Genomic DNA, 19,725 nt, shown 5'->3' with positions numbered 1-19,725 from the left:
ACCTGCCCCTTACCGATACCGACCGCGGCGCGATGCTGTCGGTCATCGGCGCGTCCTCGGTCGACGATCTGTTCGTCGACGTACCCGAAGCCGCGCGTCTGTCCGGCCCGATCGCGGGCCTGCCGAACCACGCCTCCGAACTCGCGGTCGAGCGTCACATGACCGCGCTGGCCCGCAAGAACACGGTGGCGGGCGAGGTGCCCTTCTTCCTGGGTTGCGGTGCATACCGGCACCATGTGCCCGCCAGCGTCGACCACATGATCCAGCGCGGCGAGTTCCTGACCGCCTATACGCCCTATCAGCCGGAAATCGCGCAGGGCACGCTGCAGATGCTGTTCGAGTTCCAGACGCAGGTCGCACGCCTGCTCGGCACCGACGTCGCCAACGCCTCGATGTATGACGGCTCGACCGCCTGTTGGGAGGCGATCGGCATGGCGCGCCGCATCACCAAGCGCGGCAAGGCGATCCTGTCCTCGGGGCTGCATCCGCACTATGTCTCGGTCGCGAAGACCATGGCGAAATATACCGGCGATGCGCTGGCAACGTCCGCGCCGACGCTGACCGCCGAGACCGATATCGACGCGCTGATCGCGGCGATCGACGGCGATACGTCGTGCGTCGTCGTCCAGTATCCGGACATTCTGGGTCGCATTGCCGACCTGACGCCGCTGGCCGATGCGTGCCATGCGAACAAGGCGCTGCTGATCGCGGTCGTTACCGAGCCCGTCGCGCTGGGGGCGATCCGCTCGCCCGGCGAGATGGACGCCGATATCGTCGTGGGCGAAGGCCAGTCGCTGGGCGTCGGCCTGCAATTCGGCGGACCCTATGTCGGGCTGTTCGGGTGCAAGGACAAATATGTCCGCCAGATGCCCGGGCGGCTGTGCGGCGAGACGGTGGATGCGGACGGCAAGCGCGGCTTCGTGCTGACGCTGTCCACGCGCGAGCAGCATATCCGCCGGGAAAAGGCGACGTCGAACATCTGCACCAACTCGGGGCTATGCGCGCTCGCCTTCTCGATCCACATGACGCTGCTGGGCGAGAAGGGGCTGCGCGATCTGGCCGGCCTCAACCATGCGCTGGCGGTGCAGGCGGCGGAGCGGCTGGCGCAGGTGCCGGGCGTGTCGCTCGTCAACGATGCGTTCTTCAACGAATTCACCGTGACGCTGCCGGTCGAGGCGCGCCCCGTGGTTCGCACGCTGGCGGAGCGCGGCGTGCTGGCCGGCGTGTCGCTCGGCCGGCTGTATCCGGGCGAAGACGCGCTTGCGAACGGCCTGGTGATCGCGGCCACCGAGACGACGACCGCAGAGGATATCGAAACCCTGGCCACCGCGCTGCAGGAGGTGCTGGCATGACGATCAACCAGAGCGGCTGGAAGCCCAGCGCACCCGAGGCCAAGGACGGCGGCGCGCCTGCCACCTTCACCGGCAACAAGGCACTGATGCTCGAAGAGGCGCTGATCTTCGAGATCGGGTCCACCGACACGACGGGCGTCGATATCGTGCCCGCGCCCAAGGCGGCGAGCCGCCTCGGCGGCCTGACGCGCGACGCCGCGATCGGCCTGCCCGGCCTGTCCGAGCCGGAGACGGTGCGCCATTATACGCGCCTGTCGCGCCAGAACTACGCGATCGATCTCGGCCTGTTCCCGCTGGGATCGTGCACGATGAAGCACAATCCGCGGCTGAACGAGAAGATGGCACGCCTGCCCGGCTTCTCCGACGTGCACCCGCTGGCACCGGTCGACACGGTGCAGGGCGCGCTGGAGGTGATCCATCAGCTCGCCCACTGGCTGGTGACGCTGACCGGCATGACCTCGGTCGCGATGAGCCCCAAGGCGGGCGCGCATGGCGAACTGTGCGGCATATTGGCGATCAAGGCGGCGCTGGAGAAGCGGGGCGAGGGGCATCGCAAGGTCATCCTGGTTCCCGAATCGGCGCACGGCACCAATCCGGCGACCGCGGCGTTCGCGGGCTTCAAGGTCGAGGACATCCCCGCCACCGCCGATGGCCGGGTCGACAGCGAGGCGCTCAAGGCTCGCCTGGGCCCCGACGTGGCGGGCGTGATGATCACCAACCCGAACACCTGCGGCCTGTTCGAGCGCGACCTGAAGGACATTTCCGACGCGGTCCATGCCGCGGGCGGCTATGTCTATTGCGACGGCGCGAACTTCAACGCGATCGTCGGGCGCGTGCGCCCGGGCGACCTCGGCGTCGATGCGATGCACATCAACCTGCACAAGACCTTTTCCACCCCGCATGGCGGCGGCGGTCCGGGTTCGGGGCCGGTGGTGTTCTCCGAAGCGCTGACCCCGTTCGCGCCGCTGCCCTTTGTCGAGAAGACCGGCGAAGGCTTCCGCCTGGTCGAGGAGGAGACGGCGGACGAGCATCATGCCGACAGCTTTGGCCGCATGGTCGCCTTCCACGGCCAGATGGGCATGTTCACCCGCGCGCTGACCTATATCCTCAGCCACGGCGCGGACGGTTTGCGCCAGGTCGCCGAGGACGCGGTGCTGAACGCCAATTACGTGCTGCGCAGCCTGGAGAACACGCTGGACGCGCCCTTCGCGAACAGCGGCCCGTGCATGCATGAGGCGATCTTCTCCGACGAAGGGCTGGCGGACGGCTTCTCGACGATCGACATCGCCAAGGCGCTGATCGACGAGGGTTTCCACCCGATGACCATGTACTTCCCGCTGGTGGTGCACGGCGCGATGCTGGTGGAGCCGACCGAAACCGAGTCGAAGGCCGCGCTCGACCAGTTCATCGGCGCGCTGCGCTCGGTGGCGGAACGGGCCAAGGCGGGCGATGCCTCGCTGAAGACCGCGCCGCACTTCGCGCCGCGTGCCCGGCTCGACGAGACGCAGGCCGCGCGCAAGCCGGTGCTGGTCTGGAAGGAAACGCTCGCCAAGGCCGCGGAATGAGCAGGGCGGCGGGGTAGGTCAGCCTATCTCGCCGCTTTCGGCTGCGAGAGTGGTGCGGCGCCGCCGCACCGCCTCCCGCCAGACGATCACCAGACCGCTGGCGATGATGATCGGTGCGCCGATCCAGGTCGTCTCGGCCGGCAGCGTGCCGAAGATGGCCCAACCGAACAGCGTGGCCCATAACAGGCTGGAATAATCCATCGGCACCACCAGCGACACGGCACCGCGCCGCAGGCTGGACGTCATCGCGATCTGCGCGGTTCCACCCGCGATCCCGATCAGCGCCAGCCAGCCCCAGGTTTCGGCCGGATGCGGCTTCGCCGACAGGGCATAGACCACGCCCAGCGGTATCAGCGACAGCGTGGAGAACCAGAAGACGGTGGTCAACGCGGCCTCCGTCCGGCCGATCTGGCGCAGCAGGATCATGATGATCCCGGTCAGGAACGCCGCCACCATGCCGCATGTCAGCCCCCAGACCGGCAGGTCGCCGCCCCCCGGCTGGGTCACGATGATGACGCCGACGAACCCGGCAAGTACCGCCCCCCAGCGCCATATGCCGGTCGGCTCGCGCAGGATCAGTGCGCCGAAGATCGTCGCCCAGATCGGCACGCTGAAGCCGATGATCGTCGCCTCCGCCAGCGGCAGCGCCAGGATCGCGGCAAAGGTGAACGCCATCGATATCACGCCGACCACGGCGCGGCTGACATGCGCGCCGAGCCGCTGCGTTGCGACACTGGCCAGCCCCGGCCCGCTCGCGACGACGATTGCGACCAGCATCGCGGCGCCCGCCTGACGGAAAAACAGGATCTCGCCCAGTCCGGCGCCGCTGCGCTCTGCCAGCTTGATGCCAGCGTTCATCACCGCAAAACACAGGACGGAGAGCAGGCGCAGGCCGATGGCCGATGCAAGCGTGTCGGAAGAAGGGGTTACGCGATCCGCGGATGCGCCGGGCTTGGAGGCAATCACGGCCACGGCCTTAGCTGCAACGCAACAATCATCCCACCCCGTATCGATCCCGATCGGGATGGCGCGCGATCGCCTATGGCCTAACCGCCCGGCTTCGCGCTATCGGCACCCCCATGAAACACGCGCTTTCCGTCACCCGCGAGCAGGATTTCGCCGCCTGGTATCAATCCGTCATCACCGAGGCCGACATGGCCGAGGATTCAGGCGTGCGCGGCTGCATGGTCATCCGGCCCTGGGGCTATGGCATCTGGGAGCGGATCCAGCGCCTGCTGGACGACCGGATCAAGGCGACGGGGCACGAGAATTGCTATTTCCCGCTCTTCATCCCGCTCTCCTATTTCGAAAAGGAGGCCGAGCATGTCGAGGGTTTCGCCAAGGAGATGGCGGTCGTCACGCACCACCGCCTGATCCCGGACGGCAAGGGCGGGTTGATGCCCGATCCGGAGGCGAAGCTGGAGGAGCCGCTGGTCGTGCGCCCCACCTCCGAAACGGTGATCGGCACCGCCTTTTCGCGCTGGGTGCAGTCGTGGCGCGACCTGCCCGTGCTCATCAACCAGTGGGCGAACGTCGTGCGCTGGGAAATGCGCACCCGCATGTTCCTGCGCACCGCCGAATTCCTGTGGCAGGAGGGGCATACCGCCCACGCCTCCGCCGAGGAGGCCAAGGGCGAGACGCTGAAGATGCTGGAGGTCTACCGCTCCTTCGCGGAAGATTGCCTGGGCGTCCATGTCATCGCCGGCGAGAAGCCGGAGAATGAACGCTTCCCCGGTGCGGTCGAGACCTGGTCGATCGAGGCGATGATGCAGGACGGCAAGGCGCTGCAGGCGGGCACCAGCCACTTCCTGGGCACCAACTTCGCGCACGCGCAGAACATCCGTTTCCAGAATGCCGAAGGGCAGCTGGAACTGGCGAACACGACGAGCTGGGGCGTGTCGACGCGGATGATCGGTGCGGTCATCATGGTGCACGGTGACGACGACGGATTGCGCGTGCCGCCGATGATCGCGCCGTGGCAGGTCGTGATCGTCCCGATGCTGCGCGACCAGCCCGAGGATGCCGCGATCGTCGATTATGCCCGTGAATTGCAGGCGCAACTGGTGAAGCAGTCCGCGCTGGGCGAGCCGATCCGCGCGATGGTCGATGCACGGCCTGCCAAGGCAGCGACCAAGCGCTGGGGCTGGGTAAAGAAGGGCGCGCCGATCGTCATCGAGATCGGTGGCCGCGACGTGGCCGGCGGCAACGTCTCGGTCATCCGCCGCGATCGCCTGTACCGCGAGGATGGCAAGCTCGACTCGCAGGTCGTCGCGCGCGACGCCTTTGTCGGCGATGCCGCGGCGATGCTGGAGGATATCCAGGCGACGCTGCATGCCCAGTCGGTCGAGAAGCTGCGCGCGAATATCGTCCCTGTCGACGACTGGGCCGGGGTCGAGGCGCATTTCGCCGAGGCGGCGAAGAACCCCGGCTGGGTCGACGTACGCTGGTCCAAGCCGACCGGCGCCGCGCTCGATAGCGTGGTGGAGCGGCTGAAAGCGCTGAAGCTGACGATCCGCAATGCGCCCGCCGGTCAGACGGGATGCGATGACGGCCCCTGCATCTTCACCGGCGCGCCTGCGGTGGAGCGCATCCTGATCGGCCGCGCTTACTGATCGGCAAACCGGTCCCGGCGAAAGTCGGGCCTGATTGCTCTCACCCTTCGCCGCCTTCGGCGTCTTTCCCTCTCCCGGTGGGAGCATCGGGTGAACAGTGCCCCGCACTGTTCAGGTCATGCCGGGGGCATAACCGACCCGATGCTGGAGGGAGCGGCACAGCCGCGGAAGGGTGAGGGCGACCGCGCTTGATTATCGGAAAACGCCTTGTCCTCGGGGCCTTCGCTGGCGCGGCTATTCCGCGATCGCGGACATCAGCAACACCGTCATGATCGTGCCGATCATGCCCGACAGGGCCGCCCACAGCGCGGCCCTTCGCCGCCGCAATGCGCCGCGAAAACCTTCCAGTCGCTGCGCGTCGAGATAATACAGGCCGGGTTTGGCCTCCACCACGGCGCCGAAACGCACCATGCGCCGCAGCATCCGCGCATCCGCCCCGCCATCCAGCGCGACCGCCCGCGCCGGCAGCGTCGCGCCGGCCCCGACCAGCGCCTGCACGATCCTGCGTCTCGAATGTTTCGCCTTGCTCATCACGCCCCCGATGCCCCGGCCTGCCGATAGCATCGCCGGGGCAAAGAGGCTATTAACGCCGGCGCCCGTTGTGCCGGATATTGCCGGGGCGTCCACGCCGCTTCAGCACGCGGGGATGGCCGCGCCCGCGCCTGCCGTCGCGTTCCGGTGGCGCGCCGCCCCCGCCGCCTTCGGGCAGTTCGAAGCGCAGCGCACCGGATACCGGATTGGCCTCCGCCAGTCGCAGCGACAGGCGCTGGCCCAGCGTATATTGGTCGCCGCTATCCTCTCCGGTCAGCGTCCGGGCCGACTCGTCATAGCGGAAATACTCGCCACCCAGGTCGCGGACCGCCAGCAGGCCATCGCCGCCAATGCCCTCGACCGTGGCGAACAGGCCGTAATTCTGCACGCCCGTTACCCGCACCTCGACGATGCTGCCGATATGCTCGGACAGATAGGCCGCGACATAGCGGTCGATCGTCTCGCGCTCGGCCTCCATCGCGCGGCGCTCCAGCCGGCTGATCCCCTCGCCGATGCGGTCCATCTCGGCCGGATCGGGCTTCACGCCGCCGGGACCGAGCGCATAGGCGGCGACCAGCGCGCGGTGGACGACCAGATCGGCATAGCGCCGGATCGGCGAGGTGAAATGCGCATAGCTGCCCAGCGACAGGCCGAAATGGCCGTGATTGGCCGGCGCATAATAGGCCTGGGTCTGGGTACGCAGCACCTGTTCCATCACCTGCGGGCGGAAATCGGCATCGCCGACACGCTCCAGCACCCGGTTGAACGTCGCCGGGCGGATCACCTGGCCAAGGGTGAAGGCGACGTCGAAGGTTTCCAGATAATCCTTCAGCGCCGCCAGCTTCTCGCGCGAGGGCGGTTCGTGGACCCGGTACATGACGGGCGCCTTGCGCGCTTCCAGTGCCTTGGCGGCCGCGACATTGGCGGCGATCATGTAATCCTCGATCAGGCGATGCGCATCCAGCCGCTCGCGCGGCGCGACCGACAGGATGCGGCCCTTCTCGTCCAGCACCACGCGGCGTTCCGGCAGATCGAGGTCCAGCGGCTCGCGTGCATCGCGCGCCTTGGCGAGTGCTGCCCAGCAATCCCATAGCGGGCGCAGCGCCGTCTCGGTCAATGCATGCGGCACCGTGCCGTCGATCGCCGCCTGCGCATCCTCATAGGCGATGTTGGCGGCGATGCGGACAACGGCACGGCTGAAGCGCCAGCCCTTCAACGTGCCGTCCCGGCCGACCTGAAGGTGGCAGGCGAGCGCGGCCCGATCTTCGCCTTCCTTCAGCGAACACACCTCGGCGGACAGGATTTCGGGCAGCATCGGCACGACGCGATCGGGGAAATAGACCGAGTTGCCGCGGCGCCGGGCGTCCTGATCCAGCGCGGAGCCGGGGCGTACATAGAAGCTGACATCCGCAATCGCGACCACCGCCTTCCACCCGCCGGGATTGGCGGGATCGTCATCGGGGGCGGCCCATACCGCATCGTCATGGTCGCGCGCATCCGCCGGGTCGATCGCGACGATGGGCAGCGCACGCAGATCCTCGCGGTCGTCGCCCAGCGGCTGTGCGGCGACACGTGTCGCTTCCTCCAGCGTCTCGGGCTTGAACTGGTCGGGGATCTCGTGGCGGTGGATCGCGATCAGCGAGAAGCTGCGCGGGGCGAAGGGATCGCCCAGCCGCTCGGTCACGCGCACCGTGACGCGCGGCGGCCGCCCGGCCTTTTCGGCCAGCACCAGGTCGCCGGGACCCGCATCGCCCGCGTCGGCGACGAGGAACTCGCGCCGCTCCTTCTTCTCGACGCCGGTCAGCCACAGCCGCCCGCCTTCCTCGCGCAGCACGCCCAGCACCTGCTCCGACGCACGCGGCAGCGTCTTCATCGGATGCGCGGTCCATCCCCGCTCGTCCTGCTCGGTCCGCGCCAGCACCCGATCGCCGATCCCCAGGCTGCCACGCTTGCGCTCGCGCACCCTCAGGCGCGGCGGCGCTGCGTCCTCGGCCTCCCAACGCTCCGGAACGGCCCAGATAGTGCCGGCATCGTCGACATCGGCGACGCGCAGCACCGTAACGCGGGGCAGTCCGCCCATGCGGTGGAAGGCGCGGCCGGGGGCGCTGTCGATCAGCCCCTCGTCCCCCATGTCCTTGAGCAGCGCCTTCAGCGCGATCTTGTCCTGCGCGACGAGGCCAAAGGCGCGCGCGATCTCCCGCTTGCCGGCGGGCTGGTCCGATGTCTCGATAAAGGCGAGGATCTGTTCGCGGGTGGGCAGGCCCTGTTTCGGCTTCTTCATCGTAACGAGATAGGGGGGCGGGGGGCTTACGTCACCCCATGCCCAGATCGGCCGGGCCGAAAGCGTCGGGCAGCAGCTCGGACAGGCGGTAGCTGCGGATCGCATCGCCCTCGGCCGATCCGCAATGGACGGGCAGGTCGACGCCGCCCAGTTGCGCGGCTTCGTTCAGGACCTGGCGGCAGCGGCCACAGGGGCTGACCGGGGTGGTGCCGGTCGCGCGGCCCGTCCCGTCCATCGCCCCCCCGATCACCCCGACGGCGACCACCTCCCGGATACGGCCCGCCGCACTGGCGGTAGCGACGGCCACCGTCTCGGCGCAGAGCGACAGGCCGTAGCTGGCATTCTCGACATTGGCACCGGTGACGATGCTGCCGTCCTTCATCAGCAAGGCGGCACCCACCGCGAAGCGCGAATAGGGTGCATGCGCGTGGACAGCGGCGGCGCGGGCGGCGGCGATCAGCGTTTTGGCTTGGGTCATGGGGCGACGACGTTCCAGTTCACGGGGCCTTCCACGCCGTCGATGCGGCGGAAGTCGGTGGCACGCCACATCCGCCAGGGGCGGGCGGCATAGTCGGGTTCCAGCATGTTGCCCATCGCCCAGATCGGACGCGGCAGCGCACCGGACAGTTGGTAATCCGCGTCCACGGCCTTCGACACGCGCAGCAGCACCGGCTTGGCGAGATGCGTCTCGACCCGCTGGATGAAGTGCTGCAGATCCTCCACCAGTTCGGCGCGTTCGGGCCGTGCGGTGCAATCGTCATGATAGCTGATGTCGATCGCGGCGGGCAGCGCATCCCCGGCGCGGGGCACGAAGGTGTTGAAGGCGTTGGCCTGTGCCAGTGCATCCTGGCATAGCGAGAAGAGGTGCACCGCCCCGCGCCGCATGCCGGCATCGGGCAGTGCGGCCCAGTTCGCCTCGAACGCCGCATCACGGCGATCCGCGCCCGAGGTCGCGACCAGATAGGCGAAGTCCGCGCCGTTCGCGCGCAGCGTCTTCCACTCCACCGGCGGCGGGTTTTCGGGCAAATCAATGCCTTGCAGTGGATATCGTTCGGTCGGGGGATGCCAGCCGGTAGCATAGCTCCAGCCGCCGACCCCGAGCCCGCCGAGTGCCGCCAGCGCAGCCCCGAATCGCAGGAGAAGACGCATCAGCCGCGGATATGCAGGACGCAGAGCAGAGTAAACAGGCGACGCGCGGTATCGAAATCGACCTCGATCTTGCCGGCCAGCCGTTCCTTCAGCATCTCCGCCGCATCGTTGTGCAAGCCGCGCCTCGCCATGTCGATCGTCTCGATCTGCTGCGCACTCGCCTGCCGGATCGCCTGGAAATAGCTGTCGCAGATCGCGAAATAGTCGCGGATCGGGCGGCGGAAGCGGCCAAGGGCGAGGACGAGGGTTTCGATATGCGTGCCGTCCTCGCGGTGCATATGGATGCCCAAGCGGCCTTCCTCGGATTCCAGTTTGATCCGGTAGGGGCCGGCATAGCCGTCCGCCTGTGGCCGCTGCGGCGCGAAGTAATTGGTCTCGATCAGGTCGAAGATCGCGATCCGCCGCTCCTGCTCGATGTCGGCCGAGCGCCAGCCCAGGCTGTGCTCGTCCAGATCGACGCTGATGATCCGCGGGTCCGCCATCATGGATTGTTGCGATAGACACGATCCAGACCGCCTGCAATCGCGGCCATTCGCCGCAATCTCGCTTGAGTGGCGCGGGCTGCCGGGTCTAACGGGCGGATATGGCCACCCTTGCATTCCCGACCCCTGCCGCCGCTGCCGAACCGCAGCAGCTCCCCCGCAACGTCGAGGCCGAGGCCGCGATGCTCGGCGCGATGATGATCGACAACCGGCTGGCGGACGACCTGGTCGACCGGCTGGAGCCCATCCACTTCTTCGAGCCGGTCCACGGCCGCATCTTTGCGGCGATCAAGACGCTGCGCAGCAACGACATGCTGGCGACCCCCGTCACGCTGCGCCCGATGTTCGACGCCGATGAGGGCATGAAGGAACTGGGCGGCCCGGCCTATCTGGCCAGCCTCACCGGATCGGGCGCCGGCCTGATCGGGGCGCGGCAGTTCGCTACACAGATCTATGATCTGGCGATGCTGCGTTCGCTGGTGCAGGTGGGCCGCACGCTGGTCGACCGGGCGATGGACACGTCGGAGGAGGTGAACCCGCGCGCGCAGATCGAGTTGGCGGAGAACGAGCTGTACAAGGTGGCGGCCGACGGGGGGGCCGAGGGAGCGACCAAGACGTTCGCGCAGGCGACGACGATCGCGGTGAAGATGGCGGAACGTGCGCTGAATTCCGGCGGGCACGTCTCGGGCATCACCACGGGCCTCGACTCGGTCAACGCCAAGATCGGCGGCATGCATCATTCGGATCTGATGATCCTTGCCGGCCGCCCGGGCATGGGCAAGACCTCGCTGGCGACCAACATCGCGTTCAACGCCGCGCGCCGCTGGATGCGCGACATGCAGGACGGCATCCCGCCGGCCGAATCGGTGGGCGCCAAGGTCGCCTTCTTCAGCCTGGAAATGTCGGCCGACCAGCTGGCGACGCGTATCCTGGCCGAACAGTCCGGGATCAGTTCCGAGTCGCTGCGCATGGGCAAGATCAGCCGCAGCGAGTTCGCGCAGCTGGCGGCCGCCGCGGCGGAACTGGAGCAGTTGCCGCTGTTCATCGACGATACCGGCGGCCTGTCGATCTCCGCCCTGCACACCCGCGTCCGCCGGTTGCAGCGGCGGCACAACAACCAGATCGGCCTGGTCGTGGTCGACTATCTCCAGTTGCTCAGCGGATCGGGCAAATCGTCCGAGAACAACCGCGTGCAGGAAATCTCCGAAATCTCACGCGGCCTGAAGACGCTGGCCAAGGACATGAACGTGCCGGTGCTGGCCCTGTCGCAGCTCAGCCGCGCGGTGGAGCAGCGCGAGGACAAGCGGCCGATGCTATCGGACCTGCGCGAATCGGGATCGATCGAGCAGGACGCGGACATGGTGTGGTTCGTGTTTCGCGAGGATTACTACATGATGCAGCGCGAGCCGAAGCGACCGATGGAGGGCGATGACGGCAAGGTGTTCGAGGACCATTCGCGCTGGGCGAGCGAGGTGGAGCGCGTGTACGGTCTGGCCGAGCTGATCGTCGCCAAGCAGCGCCACGGTGCGACCGGCAAGGTCGTGCTGAAGTTCGATCCGACGATCACCCGCTTTACCGACTACGCGGGGTATTGAGGGCGCAGGGAGACAGAGGCAGCCGCCCTTAAAGAGCGGATGCCTCTTCGTCGGTCGGCCCCATGCGGAAGACGACCTTGTCCACGCAACCGACGCGCCCGGCCTGCGACGGCGCCTTGCGTGCCGATCGCAGGACCTGAAGCGCCTGTTGACCGAAATCCTCGCTGGGCTGGCTGGCCAGTACGCGCAGATTGCCGAGTTCGCCCCAGGGCGCGACATCGAAAGCGACGATCGCCCACCCCTCGATCGATCGCTTGCTATAGGCTTCGGGATAGATCAGCCGTGGCTGTGTCGCGTACGTGTCGTCGCTTGCGTTGCAGTTGCTCGTTGTCGGGCGAAGCGACAGGGTGTCGGGTGAGGGGGGCGCCGCCAGCCGCATCGGCGCGCGCCAATAGGGATACACGCAGCCTGCACGCGCGCCGCCGCTATGACGGGATGCGCGCATCGCTTTGACGCTTGCCGCATCCAGGGCGGCGTTGCCGGTGCTGTAGAGCGTGCGGACGTTTCGCGTCCGGCCGCGTGCGTCCTGGTCATAGGTCACCATCGACCAGTCGCGCGATCCCGGTGTCGCCGGAATCTTCTGAAAATCGGGATAGACCTGCACCAGAGGTGGCGGGAGCGGCCTGTCTGCGCAGTTGCCGTTCATGGTGAAGATGCGGTTCCAGCCAGACCAGGGCAGCGCGCCATCGGGACGGTACAGCGAGTAGGAGACCAGGTCTTCCACCGGCGTTTCCGTCATCGCGGTCATTCGGTGCGTATAGGTGATCCGGCATCCTGCACGGGCGTCGCCCGCCGGAAAGCGGCTGGCGGCGAGTGAGGGCAAGACATCTTCTGACAACGGGCGAAATTCCGGGGAGACCCGGCGGATCGACAGCGGACGGCCTGCCGGGTCGATGTCGAACGAGACGGCGAGGCTGGCGATCTGCGGCATCGATCCGCTCCAGCCAAGACGGGTCAAGGGGCGTCGCATCGTCACGGGGCTGACCACGGCGCCATCGCACTGCACCGTTCCGGGCATCCAGGCGACAAGCGGACGATCACCGTCTGGCGCAGGTGGCACGTCGAAGGGCGCCGCCGCGCCGACGGGATGCGCCGCCAGTGCGGCGGCGAGCATGATCGATCCTCTCATACCGCCAGTCTGCATCCGTCCTGTGACGGCCACAAGTCAGCGTGGCGAGAGTTCGCTCACCGGCTGGTGGATGCCGCATTCCACCTTGCCCATGCCGCGCCAGCGGCCGGCACGCGCATCTTCGCCGGGTTTCACCGGGCTGGTGCAGGGCGCGCAACCGATCGACAGATAGCCCTGCGCTTCGAGCGGATGGCGGGGCAGCGCATGGGTCGCGAAATAGGCGTCGAGATCGGCCTTCGCCCAGTCGGCGAGCGGGTTGATCTTCAGGCGCCCGCCATCCGCTTCGAAGCGGGGCAGGGCGGTGCGGGTGCCGGCCTGAAAACCCTTGCGGCCCGAAATCCAGGCGTCGAAAGGGGCGAGGGCGCGGGCCAGCGGCTCGACCTTGCGCAGGTCGCAGCAGCCGTCGGGGTCATAGCCGTGGCGAATGCCCTCGCGGTCCTTGATGGCGAGGAGATGCGGATCGGGGCGAAACACGCGCAGCGCGGTCAGCCCCAGATGCTCGACCAGCATGTCGCGATAGGCAAGCGTCTCCCCGAACATCTTTTGCGTGTTGGTGAAGAGTACGGGAATGCCCGGATCGACCGCGGCGACCATGTGGAGCAGCACCGCCGACTCCGCACCGAAGGACGATACCGCCGCGACCCGCCCGGCCAGTTCGCCGGTCAGCAGCTCGGCCAGCATCGCTGGCGCGGGCACGCCGGCAAAGCGCGCCTGCATCCGGGCGGCGTCGGCGGGCGTGAAGGCCGGTGCGGTATCGATCGCGTCGATCGTGCGGGCGGCTTCAGCCATGGCGCAGCTTCCACACGGGCACGCGCGCATCGGCGGCGGCCTGATAGGGCGTGGGATAACGCGACAGGCTGCGTTCCAGCACCGCGGCATCGATTGGCGTCTCGGGCGCGAAGCTGTCGAACCCGCAGCGGCGCATGTGCGGCAGTTGATCGACCAGCACGTCGCCGGCGGCGCGCAATTCGCCCGCATAGCCCGCTTCGCGCAGGATCCGTGCGGCGGAATAGCCGCGACCGTCGCGATAGGTGGGGAAGCTGACCTCCACCAGCGCGATCTGGCCGAGATGCGGGATCAGGACGCGCGCATCGTCGCCCGCTTCCAGCCGGACCGCGGTGGCATTGGTCTGGCTGGCGAACGCGTCGAGCGTGACGGCGGGTTCGTCATGCGGCTCGTCGTCGCGGAAGCGCAGCAGCGCGTCGGTGTTGCCGGCCAGATCAGCCATAGATCGCTTCCTTGAAGGGCTGCATGCCGACGCGGCGATAGGTGTCGAGGAAACGCTCGCCCTCTTCGCGCACCGCGATGTAGCGGTCGGTGACGCGCTCGATCGCATCGACCACGCCGTCCTCGTCGAAACCGGGACCGGTGATCTTGCCGAGCGACACGTCCTCCGCGCCCGAGCCGCCGAGCAGCAGCTGATAATTCTCGGTGCCCTTCTTGTCGACGCCGAGAATGCCGATGTGACCGGCATGATGGTGGCCGCACGCATTGATGCAGCCCGAGATCTTGAGCTTCAACTCGCCCAGTTCGCGTTCGCGGCCGGAGAAGCGCACGCCGATCTTCTGCGCCAGGGGAATCGAGCGGGCGTTGGCCAGGCTGCAATAATCAAGCCCGGGGCAGGCGATGATGTCGGAGATGAGGTCGAGATTGGCCTCGGCCAGCCCGGCATCGCGAAGCTGCTGCCAGATGGCGTACAGGTCGGCCTTGCGGACATGCGGCAGCACGATGTTCTGCGCATGGGTGACGCGCAGTTCGTCGAAGCTGTAGCGTTCGGCCAGGTCGGCCATCAGGTCGATCTGGTCGGCGGACGCATCGCCGGGAATGCCGCCGATCGGCTTCAGGCTGATCGTGACGACGGCGTGGCCGGGCTGCTTGTGCGCGGACACATTCTGGTCGAGCCAAACGGCGAAATCGGGATCGCTGCGATCGAGCGTTTCGGGCGCGTCCGCGGCAAAGGCGGGCGCGGCGAACATCGCCGAGATACGTTCCAGTTCGGCGACCGGCGGGTCGATGCCGAGGTCGCGGATCTGGGCGAACTCTTCCTCGACCTGACGGCGATACTCGTCCGGGCCGATCTCGTGCAGCAGGATCTTGATCCGCGCCTTGTAGATGTTGTCGCGCCGGCCATAGCGATTATAGACCCGCAGGCAGGCCTCCAGATAGCTCATCAGATGGTCGGCGGTGATGAAGTCCTTCACCTCGTGCGCGATCATCGGGGTGCGGCCCATGCCGCCGCCGACGAAGATCTTCGCGCCCAGCTGGTCATCCCGCTCCAGCAACTGGATGCCGATATCGTGCAGGCGCATCGCCGCACGATCCTCGTCCGCCGCGATCACCGCGATCTTGAACTTGCGCGGCAGGTAGGTGAATTCGGGATGGAAGGTCGACCATTGGCGGATCAGCTCTGCCCAGGGACGCGGATCGGTCACCTCGTCGGCCGCGGCGCCGGCGAACTGGTCGGACGAGATGTTGCGGATGCAGTTGCCGCTCGTCTGGATGGCATGCATCTGCACCGTCGCCAGTTCGGCCAGGATATCGGGTGCGTCGGCCAGCTTGATCCAGTTGAACTGGATGTTCTGGCGCGTGGTGAAGTGGCCATAGCCACGGTCATATTTGCGCGCGATGTGGCCGAGCATGCGCATCTGGCGCGCGTCCAGCGTGCCATAGGGTACCGCGATGCGCAGCATATAGGCGTGGAGTTGCAGATAGAGGCCGTTCATCAGCCGCAACGGCTTGAACTGATCCTCGGTCATCGCGCCGGACAGACGACGCTCTACCTGGTCGCGAAACTCCTCGACGCGCGCGTCGACGATGGACTGGTCGTATTCGTCATACTGGTACATCAGATCACCCAGCTTCCCGCCTGCGGATCGGCGGGTTTCAGCGTCAGGTCGGGGCGCACGGTGGGGCCGAGCGCGCGGATACGGTCCTTGATATGCGCGGGGCGGGGGCCGTCGGGCCCGGCCTCGGCATCGATCAGATAGGGGACGTTGACGCGGCGCGCGCCTTCCTCCGCCTGCAGGATCGCCTCGCCGCCGGTGCCGACGTCCACCGCATCCTCGACATGGCGCGACCAGCTTTCGCCGGTCCACCACACCACATCGCCCGAGGCGAGATCGTTTCCGGTCAACAGCTTCATGCCGACAGCCCTTCGGCCACCCGCGCCCATCCGGCAAGCCGGTCCTGTGCATCGGAGAGTTCCACGACCTCGCCGACGACGATGATCGCGGGGCTTTGCACATTCTCGCGGCCGACCATGGCGCCCAGATCGGCGAGCAGCGTCTTCAGCGCGCGGTGACCCTCCAGCGTGCCCTTTTCGAGCACCGCGACGGGCATGTCGGGCGCGACGCCATCGGCGATCAGCTTGTCGGCGATCGCGTCCGCGGTCGCCACGCCCATATAGATGACGAGCGTGCGGCCCTGGCCGGCAAGGCCCGACCAGTCCTGATCGGTCAGCCCCTTGCACTGGCCGGCGACAAAGGTCACCGCCGAGCTGTGATCGCGGTGGGTGAGCGGCAGCATCGCCTCCGCCGCGCAGCCGAGCGCGGCCGATACGCCGGGAATAACCTCGACGGTCAGGCCGGCGGCGCGCACCGCCTCCACCTCTTCGCCGCCGCGGCCGAAGATGAACGGGTCGCCGCCCTTCAGCCGGACGACGATCGCGCCGGTCTTCACATGCGCGACGATCAGCGCGTTGATCGCCTCCTGCGGCAGGGTGTGGCGGGCGCGGCGCTTGGCGACCGAGATGCGGCTGGCCCCGGTCGGTGCGATGTCGAGCACGCGGGGATCGATCAGCCCGTCATGGACGACGACATCCGCGGATTTCAGCGCCTCCACCGCGCGCACGGTGAGCAGGCCGGGATCGCCGGGTCCGGCGCCTACCAGGATCACGCGTCCCCGCGCGGTCGGATCGAGAAGCGTAGCCATGATCGTCCATGTGGCGCGACATGGGCGGCGCGGCAATGCACCGATGCTTTGGCAGGCCTTAGCGCAACTTGTTGGAGTGTGTTTGAAAACGTGCCGAGGCACGTTTTGCGGTGCCGGCCCGCTCCCCCACCCGGCCACCCACACAGTATCCTTGATGGGTGGCCGGGTGGGGGAGCGGGCCGGCACCGCTTCAAAACTCGCTCTTTCGCGCGTTTTCAAACATTCTCAGGAATCGCGCAGGCCGACGCCAAGGCTCGCGCGGGCCGAGTCGGCTTCGCTGCTGACCACCGGATAGGCGCAATAGTCCGCGGCGTAATAGGCGCTGGGGCGGTGATTGCCCGACCAGCCGACGCCCCCGAACGGCGCGTTGGAGGCCGCGCCGTTGGTGGGTTTGTTCCAGTTGACGATGCCGGCGCGGATATTGGCCCAGAAGCGGTCGTAGAGGCCGGGGGTCTGGCTGACCAGGGAGGCGGAGAGGCCGTAGCGGGTGGCGTTCGCCTCCGCGATCGCCGCGTCGAAATCGTCGACCCGGCTGACCTGCAGGATGGGGCCGAACAGTTCGATGTCGGGCCGCTCCGCCATGCCGGTCACGTCGATGATCGCGGGCGACAGGAAGGGGCGGGCCGGATCGGGGCGTTCGAGGTGGCGGATCGGGCGGGCGCCGCGCATCAGCAGCGCAAGAAAGCTTTCGCCCAGCTGGTCGGCCACGTCATTGTCGATGACCGGACCCATGAAGGGCGCAGGCTGGTCATGCGGCGCGCCGACGATCAGGCGCCGGACAAGGCCGCACAGCGTCTCGATCAGCGGATCGTACAGGCGGCTTTCCACGATCAGGCGGCGCGCGGCGGTGCAGCGCTGGCCGGCGGTGGTGAAGGCGGACTGGATGACCAGCACCGCCGCGCTGTGCAGGTCCGGCGTGTCCCACACCACGATCGGGTTGTTGCCGCCCATTTCCAGCGCGAGGATCTTTTCGGGGCGGTCGGCGAACAGGCGGTTGAGGGCGAGGCCGGTGCGCGCCGAGCCGGTGAAGAGCAGCCCGTCGATCCCGGCATGCTCGGCCAGCGCCTTGCCCTCCGCCGGGCCGCCGATCAGCAGGCGGATGCAGCCTTCGGGCACACCGGCCTCGCGGTAGCAGTCGACCATGAAGGCGCCGACCGCCGGCGTCTTCTCCGACGGCTTGAACACCACCGCATTGCCCGCGATCAGCGCGGGGACGATGTGGCCGTTGGGCAGGTGGGCGGGAAAGTTATAGGGGCCCAGCACCGCCAGCACGCCGTGCGGCTTGTGGCGGACCGCGATGCGCGCGCCCATCGGCTGTTCCATCCGGCGCTGCGACGTGCGATCCGCATAGGCGGACACCGAGATATCGACCTTGGCGACGACCGAATCCACCTCGGTGCGCGCTTCCCACAGCGGCTTGCCGGTTTCGCGGGCGATCAGGTCGGTAAAGGCGTCCGATTTGGCGCGCACGACATTGGCGAAGCGGCGCATCGTCTCGATCCGGAAGGCGAGCGGGCGGGCGGCCCAGCCGGCCCAGGCCTCCCGCGCGGCGGCAACCTCCACGTCCGCGGCGCCGACCGCGAACCGCGCCAGTTCCGTCCCCGTTGCGGGTTCGAAGGAGATCAACTCTTCGGCCATTCCTGCCCCTCTTGTTGCGCGTATCGGTAGGGGATCGGGGGATGGGGGGCAAGATTGCGTGGCACGGCGCCGGGCGGCTCAGGCGAGCGCCTCCCCCATCACGCGGATCGCCGCGATCTTCGCATTCAGCGCGCTCCAGTCGTCCGCCGCGTCGATCGGCGCCCAGATCGCCTCCACCTCGTCGATCAGCATCGAACAGGGTGCTTCACGGTGCCAATAGGGGTGGGTGCGGGGTTTGCGGGGGGTGTAGCCCCGGAGGGCGGCGCGCAGGTCGTTCCATGCGTCGTCGTAGGCGTCGGGAAGCGGGCCGCCGAACGCGTCGAAGAAGACGCGGTCGATGCCCGCATCGGTGGCGCGCAGGGTGCGCTCCAGGGTCTGGACCAGCGTGCGGTCCTCGGTCTCGCCGCGGGAGCGGACGCCGAGGCGCCAGAGCAAGGCCTCGCGGATGGCGACCTGATAGCGCTCGGCAAAGCCCTGCAACGCGGCGATCAGCGGATCGCTTTCGGCAATCAGGCGGAGCGAGGCGGCCAGTTGCATCACGTCCCAGTGGATCGCCTCGGGCTGGCGGGCAAAGGCGTAGAGGCCGGCATGGTCGAAATAGGCGGCGGTGAACTGCGGGTCCCAGGTGGGCGCGAAGCGCCACGGGCCGTAATCGAAACTCTCGCCGGTGACGTTGATATTGTCCGAATTGAGCACGCCGTGGACGAAACCCGCCGCCATGTAGCGCGACGCCAGCGTGGCGGTACGCTCCACCACCAGCGTGAGCAGGCGGACGGGATCGTCGCCATCCTCGCCGTAGAGGTTGGTCAGCACATAGCGGACGAGGCGGCGCATCGCGTCCTCGTCGCGTTCATAGGCAAGGCGCTGGAAGGTGCCGATGCGGACATGGCTGTGGCTTTGCCGGACAAGGACGGCGCCGCGGGTGGGCGAAGGCTCGTCGCCACGTTCCAGCGCCTCGCCCGTCTCGATCAGCGACAGGGTGCGCGAGGTGGGCACGTTCAACGCTTCCAGCATTTCGGTCGCGAGGATTTCCCGGACGCCGCCCTTCAGCGTCAGGCGACCGTCGCCGAAGCGGCTATAGGGCGTCTGGCCCGAACCCTTGGTGCCGAGATCGATCAGGCGGCCCCGGTCGTCGCGCATCTGCGCAAAGGTGAAGCCGCGACCATCGCCGATATCGGGATTGTAGGAGCGGAACTGATGACCGTGGTAGCGCAGCGCCAGCGGTTGCGGCAGTGTGCCGGTCAGGGGCGCGAAGCGGCCGAAATGGGCGATCCATTCGGCATCGTCCAGCCCGTCCAGTCCGACCTCAGCGGCGGCACGGTCGTTGCGGAAGCGCAGGATCGTTTGAGGAAAGTTCGCAGCCTCCACGGGATCGTAAAAGGCAGGACCGAGCGTCAGGATTGCGGTTTCGGGGCGATATGCTTGCGGGGAAACGGGCATGCCGCGATATGGTGACGCCTA

18 protein-coding genes are annotated in these 19,725 nt (G+C 67.8%); 4 read left to right on the top strand and 14 right to left on the bottom strand.

The window, feature by feature from the left end; all coding sequences use genetic code 11:
- Positions 1-2 precede the first annotated feature (2 nt).
- Together gcvPA and gcvPB are read left to right on the top strand one after the other, a co-directional pair.
- Positions 3-1,352, top strand: coding sequence for an aminomethyl-transferring glycine dehydrogenase subunit GcvPA (gcvPA, locus tag OXR08_RS08945; protein WP_267349357.1), 1,350 nt, complete (start codon positions 3-5; stop codon positions 1,350-1,352).
- On the top strand, positions 1,349-2,917 hold the full coding sequence (gene gcvPB, locus OXR08_RS08940; protein WP_149682081.1) for an aminomethyl-transferring glycine dehydrogenase subunit GcvPB: 1,569 nt from the start codon (positions 1,349-1,351) through the stop codon (positions 2,915-2,917). The genes gcvPA and gcvPB overlap by 4 nt, the downstream gene beginning before the upstream one ends.
- Before the next feature lie 18 nt (positions 2,918-2,935).
- On the opposite strand, the gene OXR08_RS08935 is transcribed toward gcvPB, so the two are convergent.
- The gene (locus tag OXR08_RS08935; protein WP_240313438.1) at positions 2,936-3,889 is read right to left on the bottom strand and encodes a DMT family transporter; all 954 of its coding nucleotides are present in this window, start codon (positions 3,887-3,889) and stop codon (positions 2,936-2,938) included.
- A gap of 107 nt (positions 3,890-3,996) precedes the next feature.
- Between OXR08_RS08935 and proS the strand changes: the two genes are divergently transcribed.
- Positions 3,997-5,529: a proline--tRNA ligase gene (gene proS / locus OXR08_RS08930; RefSeq protein WP_267349356.1), complete on the top strand. Its 1,533-nt coding sequence runs from the start codon at positions 3,997-3,999 to the stop codon at positions 5,527-5,529.
- Positions 5,530-5,763: 234 nt separating this feature from the next.
- Here proS and OXR08_RS08925 read toward each other — a convergent pair whose 3' ends face one another.
- The 5 genes from OXR08_RS08925 to OXR08_RS08905 are packed head-to-tail and all read right to left on the bottom strand — an operon-like array spanning position 5,764 to position 9,972.
- Positions 5,764-6,060 (bottom strand): hypothetical protein, encoded by a 297-nt coding sequence (locus OXR08_RS08925; RefSeq protein ID WP_149682078.1) that lies wholly within the window; start codon positions 6,058-6,060, stop codon positions 5,764-5,766.
- A gap of 52 nt (positions 6,061-6,112) precedes the next feature.
- On the bottom strand, positions 6,113-8,341 hold the full coding sequence (locus OXR08_RS08920) for a VacB/RNase II family 3'-5' exoribonuclease (RefSeq protein ID WP_267349355.1): 2,229 nt from the start codon (positions 8,339-8,341) through the stop codon (positions 6,113-6,115).
- Positions 8,342-8,372: 31 nt separating this feature from the next.
- Positions 8,373-8,819 carry a cytidine deaminase gene (locus OXR08_RS08915; RefSeq protein WP_267349354.1) on the bottom strand — a complete coding sequence of 149 codons (447 nt, stop codon included), beginning with the start codon at positions 8,817-8,819 and terminating at the stop codon, positions 8,373-8,375.
- Positions 8,816-9,490, bottom strand: a complete 675-nt coding sequence (locus OXR08_RS08910; protein WP_149682075.1) for a GH25 family lysozyme — start codon at positions 9,488-9,490, stop codon at positions 8,816-8,818. The genes OXR08_RS08915 and OXR08_RS08910 overlap by 4 nt, the downstream gene beginning before the upstream one ends.
- Positions 9,490-9,972: a UPF0262 family protein gene (locus OXR08_RS08905; RefSeq protein WP_267349361.1), complete on the bottom strand. Its 483-nt coding sequence runs from the start codon at positions 9,970-9,972 to the stop codon at positions 9,490-9,492. The genes OXR08_RS08910 and OXR08_RS08905 overlap by 1 nt, the downstream gene beginning before the upstream one ends.
- A gap of 101 nt (positions 9,973-10,073) precedes the next feature.
- On the opposite strand from OXR08_RS08905, the gene OXR08_RS08900 reads away from it, so the two are divergent.
- Positions 10,074-11,567 (top strand): replicative DNA helicase, encoded by a 1,494-nt coding sequence (locus OXR08_RS08900; RefSeq protein WP_112382166.1) that lies wholly within the window; start codon positions 10,074-10,076, stop codon positions 11,565-11,567.
- A gap of 28 nt (positions 11,568-11,595) precedes the next feature.
- Here the strand turns inward: OXR08_RS08900 and OXR08_RS08895 are convergent, their stop codons facing one another.
- From OXR08_RS08895 to OXR08_RS08860, 8 genes are all read right to left on the bottom strand, one after another.
- The gene (locus tag OXR08_RS08895) at positions 11,596-12,681 is read right to left on the bottom strand and encodes a TonB family protein (protein WP_267349353.1); all 1,086 of its coding nucleotides are present in this window, start codon (positions 12,679-12,681) and stop codon (positions 11,596-11,598) included.
- Between the two features lie 51 nt (positions 12,682-12,732).
- Positions 12,733-13,485: a phosphoadenylyl-sulfate reductase gene (locus OXR08_RS08890; protein ID WP_267349352.1), complete on the bottom strand. Its 753-nt coding sequence runs from the start codon at positions 13,483-13,485 to the stop codon at positions 12,733-12,735.
- Positions 13,478-13,924: a DUF934 domain-containing protein gene (locus OXR08_RS08885; RefSeq protein WP_267349351.1), complete on the bottom strand. Its 447-nt coding sequence runs from the start codon at positions 13,922-13,924 to the stop codon at positions 13,478-13,480. The genes OXR08_RS08890 and OXR08_RS08885 overlap by 8 nt, the downstream gene beginning before the upstream one ends.
- On the bottom strand, positions 13,917-15,542 hold the full coding sequence (locus OXR08_RS08880; RefSeq protein WP_267349350.1) for a nitrite/sulfite reductase: 1,626 nt from the start codon (positions 15,540-15,542) through the stop codon (positions 13,917-13,919). The genes OXR08_RS08885 and OXR08_RS08880 overlap by 8 nt, the downstream gene beginning before the upstream one ends.
- Positions 15,542-15,838 (bottom strand): DUF2849 domain-containing protein, encoded by a 297-nt coding sequence (locus tag OXR08_RS08875; protein WP_112382171.1) that lies wholly within the window; start codon positions 15,836-15,838, stop codon positions 15,542-15,544. The genes OXR08_RS08880 and OXR08_RS08875 overlap by 1 nt, the downstream gene beginning before the upstream one ends.
- Positions 15,835-16,626 carry a uroporphyrinogen-III C-methyltransferase gene (gene cobA / locus OXR08_RS08870; protein WP_267349349.1) on the bottom strand — a complete coding sequence of 264 codons (792 nt, stop codon included), beginning with the start codon at positions 16,624-16,626 and terminating at the stop codon, positions 15,835-15,837. The genes OXR08_RS08875 and cobA overlap by 4 nt, the downstream gene beginning before the upstream one ends.
- A gap of 225 nt (positions 16,627-16,851) precedes the next feature.
- Positions 16,852-18,264: a succinylglutamate-semialdehyde dehydrogenase gene (gene astD / locus OXR08_RS08865; RefSeq protein ID WP_267349348.1), complete on the bottom strand. Its 1,413-nt coding sequence runs from the start codon at positions 18,262-18,264 to the stop codon at positions 16,852-16,854.
- A gap of 78 nt (positions 18,265-18,342) precedes the next feature.
- Positions 18,343-19,704: a protein adenylyltransferase SelO family protein gene (locus OXR08_RS08860; RefSeq protein ID WP_267349347.1), complete on the bottom strand. Its 1,362-nt coding sequence runs from the start codon at positions 19,702-19,704 to the stop codon at positions 18,343-18,345.
- Between the last annotated feature and the right edge of the window lie 21 nt (positions 19,705-19,725).

Origin of the sequence: Sphingomonas sp. GM_Shp_2 (assembly GCF_026540875.1) — a bacterium.
GTDB classification, from domain to species: Bacteria; Pseudomonadota; Alphaproteobacteria; order Sphingomonadales; family Sphingomonadaceae; genus Sphingomonas; species Sphingomonas carotinifaciens.
Note: the sequence above shows the minus strand (reverse complement) of the source record. Positions and strands in the feature narration are given on the sequence as shown.

Bases quoted from the DNA above. Each gene is read 5' to 3' on its own strand.
- gcvPB (WP_149682081.1), top strand. From the start codon at position 1,349: ATGACGATCAACCAGAGCGGCTGGAAGCCCAGCGCACCCGAGGCCAAG.
- proS (WP_267349356.1), top strand. From the start codon at position 3,997: ATGAAACACGCGCTTTCCGTCACCCGCGAGCAGGATTTCGCCGCCTGG.
- OXR08_RS08925 (WP_149682078.1), bottom strand. From the start codon at position 6,060: ATGAGCAAGGCGAAACATTCGAGACGCAGGATCGTGCAGGCGCTGGTC.
- OXR08_RS08920 (WP_267349355.1), bottom strand. From the start codon at position 8,341: ATGAAGAAGCCGAAACAGGGCCTGCCCACCCGCGAACAGATCCTCGCC.
- OXR08_RS08915 (WP_267349354.1), bottom strand. From the start codon at position 8,819: ATGACCCAAGCCAAAACGCTGATCGCCGCCGCCCGCGCCGCCGCTGTC.
- OXR08_RS08910 (WP_149682075.1), bottom strand. From the start codon at position 9,490: ATGCGTCTTCTCCTGCGATTCGGGGCTGCGCTGGCGGCACTCGGCGGG.
- OXR08_RS08905 (WP_267349361.1), bottom strand. From the start codon at position 9,972: ATGGCGGACCCGCGGATCATCAGCGTCGATCTGGACGAGCACAGCCTG.
- OXR08_RS08900 (WP_112382166.1), top strand. From the start codon at position 10,074: ATGGCCACCCTTGCATTCCCGACCCCTGCCGCCGCTGCCGAACCGCAG.
- OXR08_RS08895 (WP_267349353.1), bottom strand. From the start codon at position 12,681: ATGCTCGCCGCCGCACTGGCGGCGCATCCCGTCGGCGCGGCGGCGCCC.
- OXR08_RS08890 (WP_267349352.1), bottom strand. From the start codon at position 13,485: ATGGCTGAAGCCGCCCGCACGATCGACGCGATCGATACCGCACCGGCC.
- OXR08_RS08885 (WP_267349351.1), bottom strand. From the start codon at position 13,924: ATGGCTGATCTGGCCGGCAACACCGACGCGCTGCTGCGCTTCCGCGAC.
- OXR08_RS08880 (WP_267349350.1), bottom strand. From the start codon at position 15,542: ATGTACCAGTATGACGAATACGACCAGTCCATCGTCGACGCGCGCGTC.
- OXR08_RS08875 (WP_112382171.1), bottom strand. From the start codon at position 15,838: ATGAAGCTGTTGACCGGAAACGATCTCGCCTCGGGCGATGTGGTGTGG.
- cobA (WP_267349349.1), bottom strand. From the start codon at position 16,626: ATGGCTACGCTTCTCGATCCGACCGCGCGGGGACGCGTGATCCTGGTA.
- astD (WP_267349348.1), bottom strand. From the start codon at position 18,264: ATGGCCGAAGAGTTGATCTCCTTCGAACCCGCAACGGGGACGGAACTG.
- OXR08_RS08860 (WP_267349347.1), bottom strand. From the start codon at position 19,704: ATGCCCGTTTCCCCGCAAGCATATCGCCCCGAAACCGCAATCCTGACG.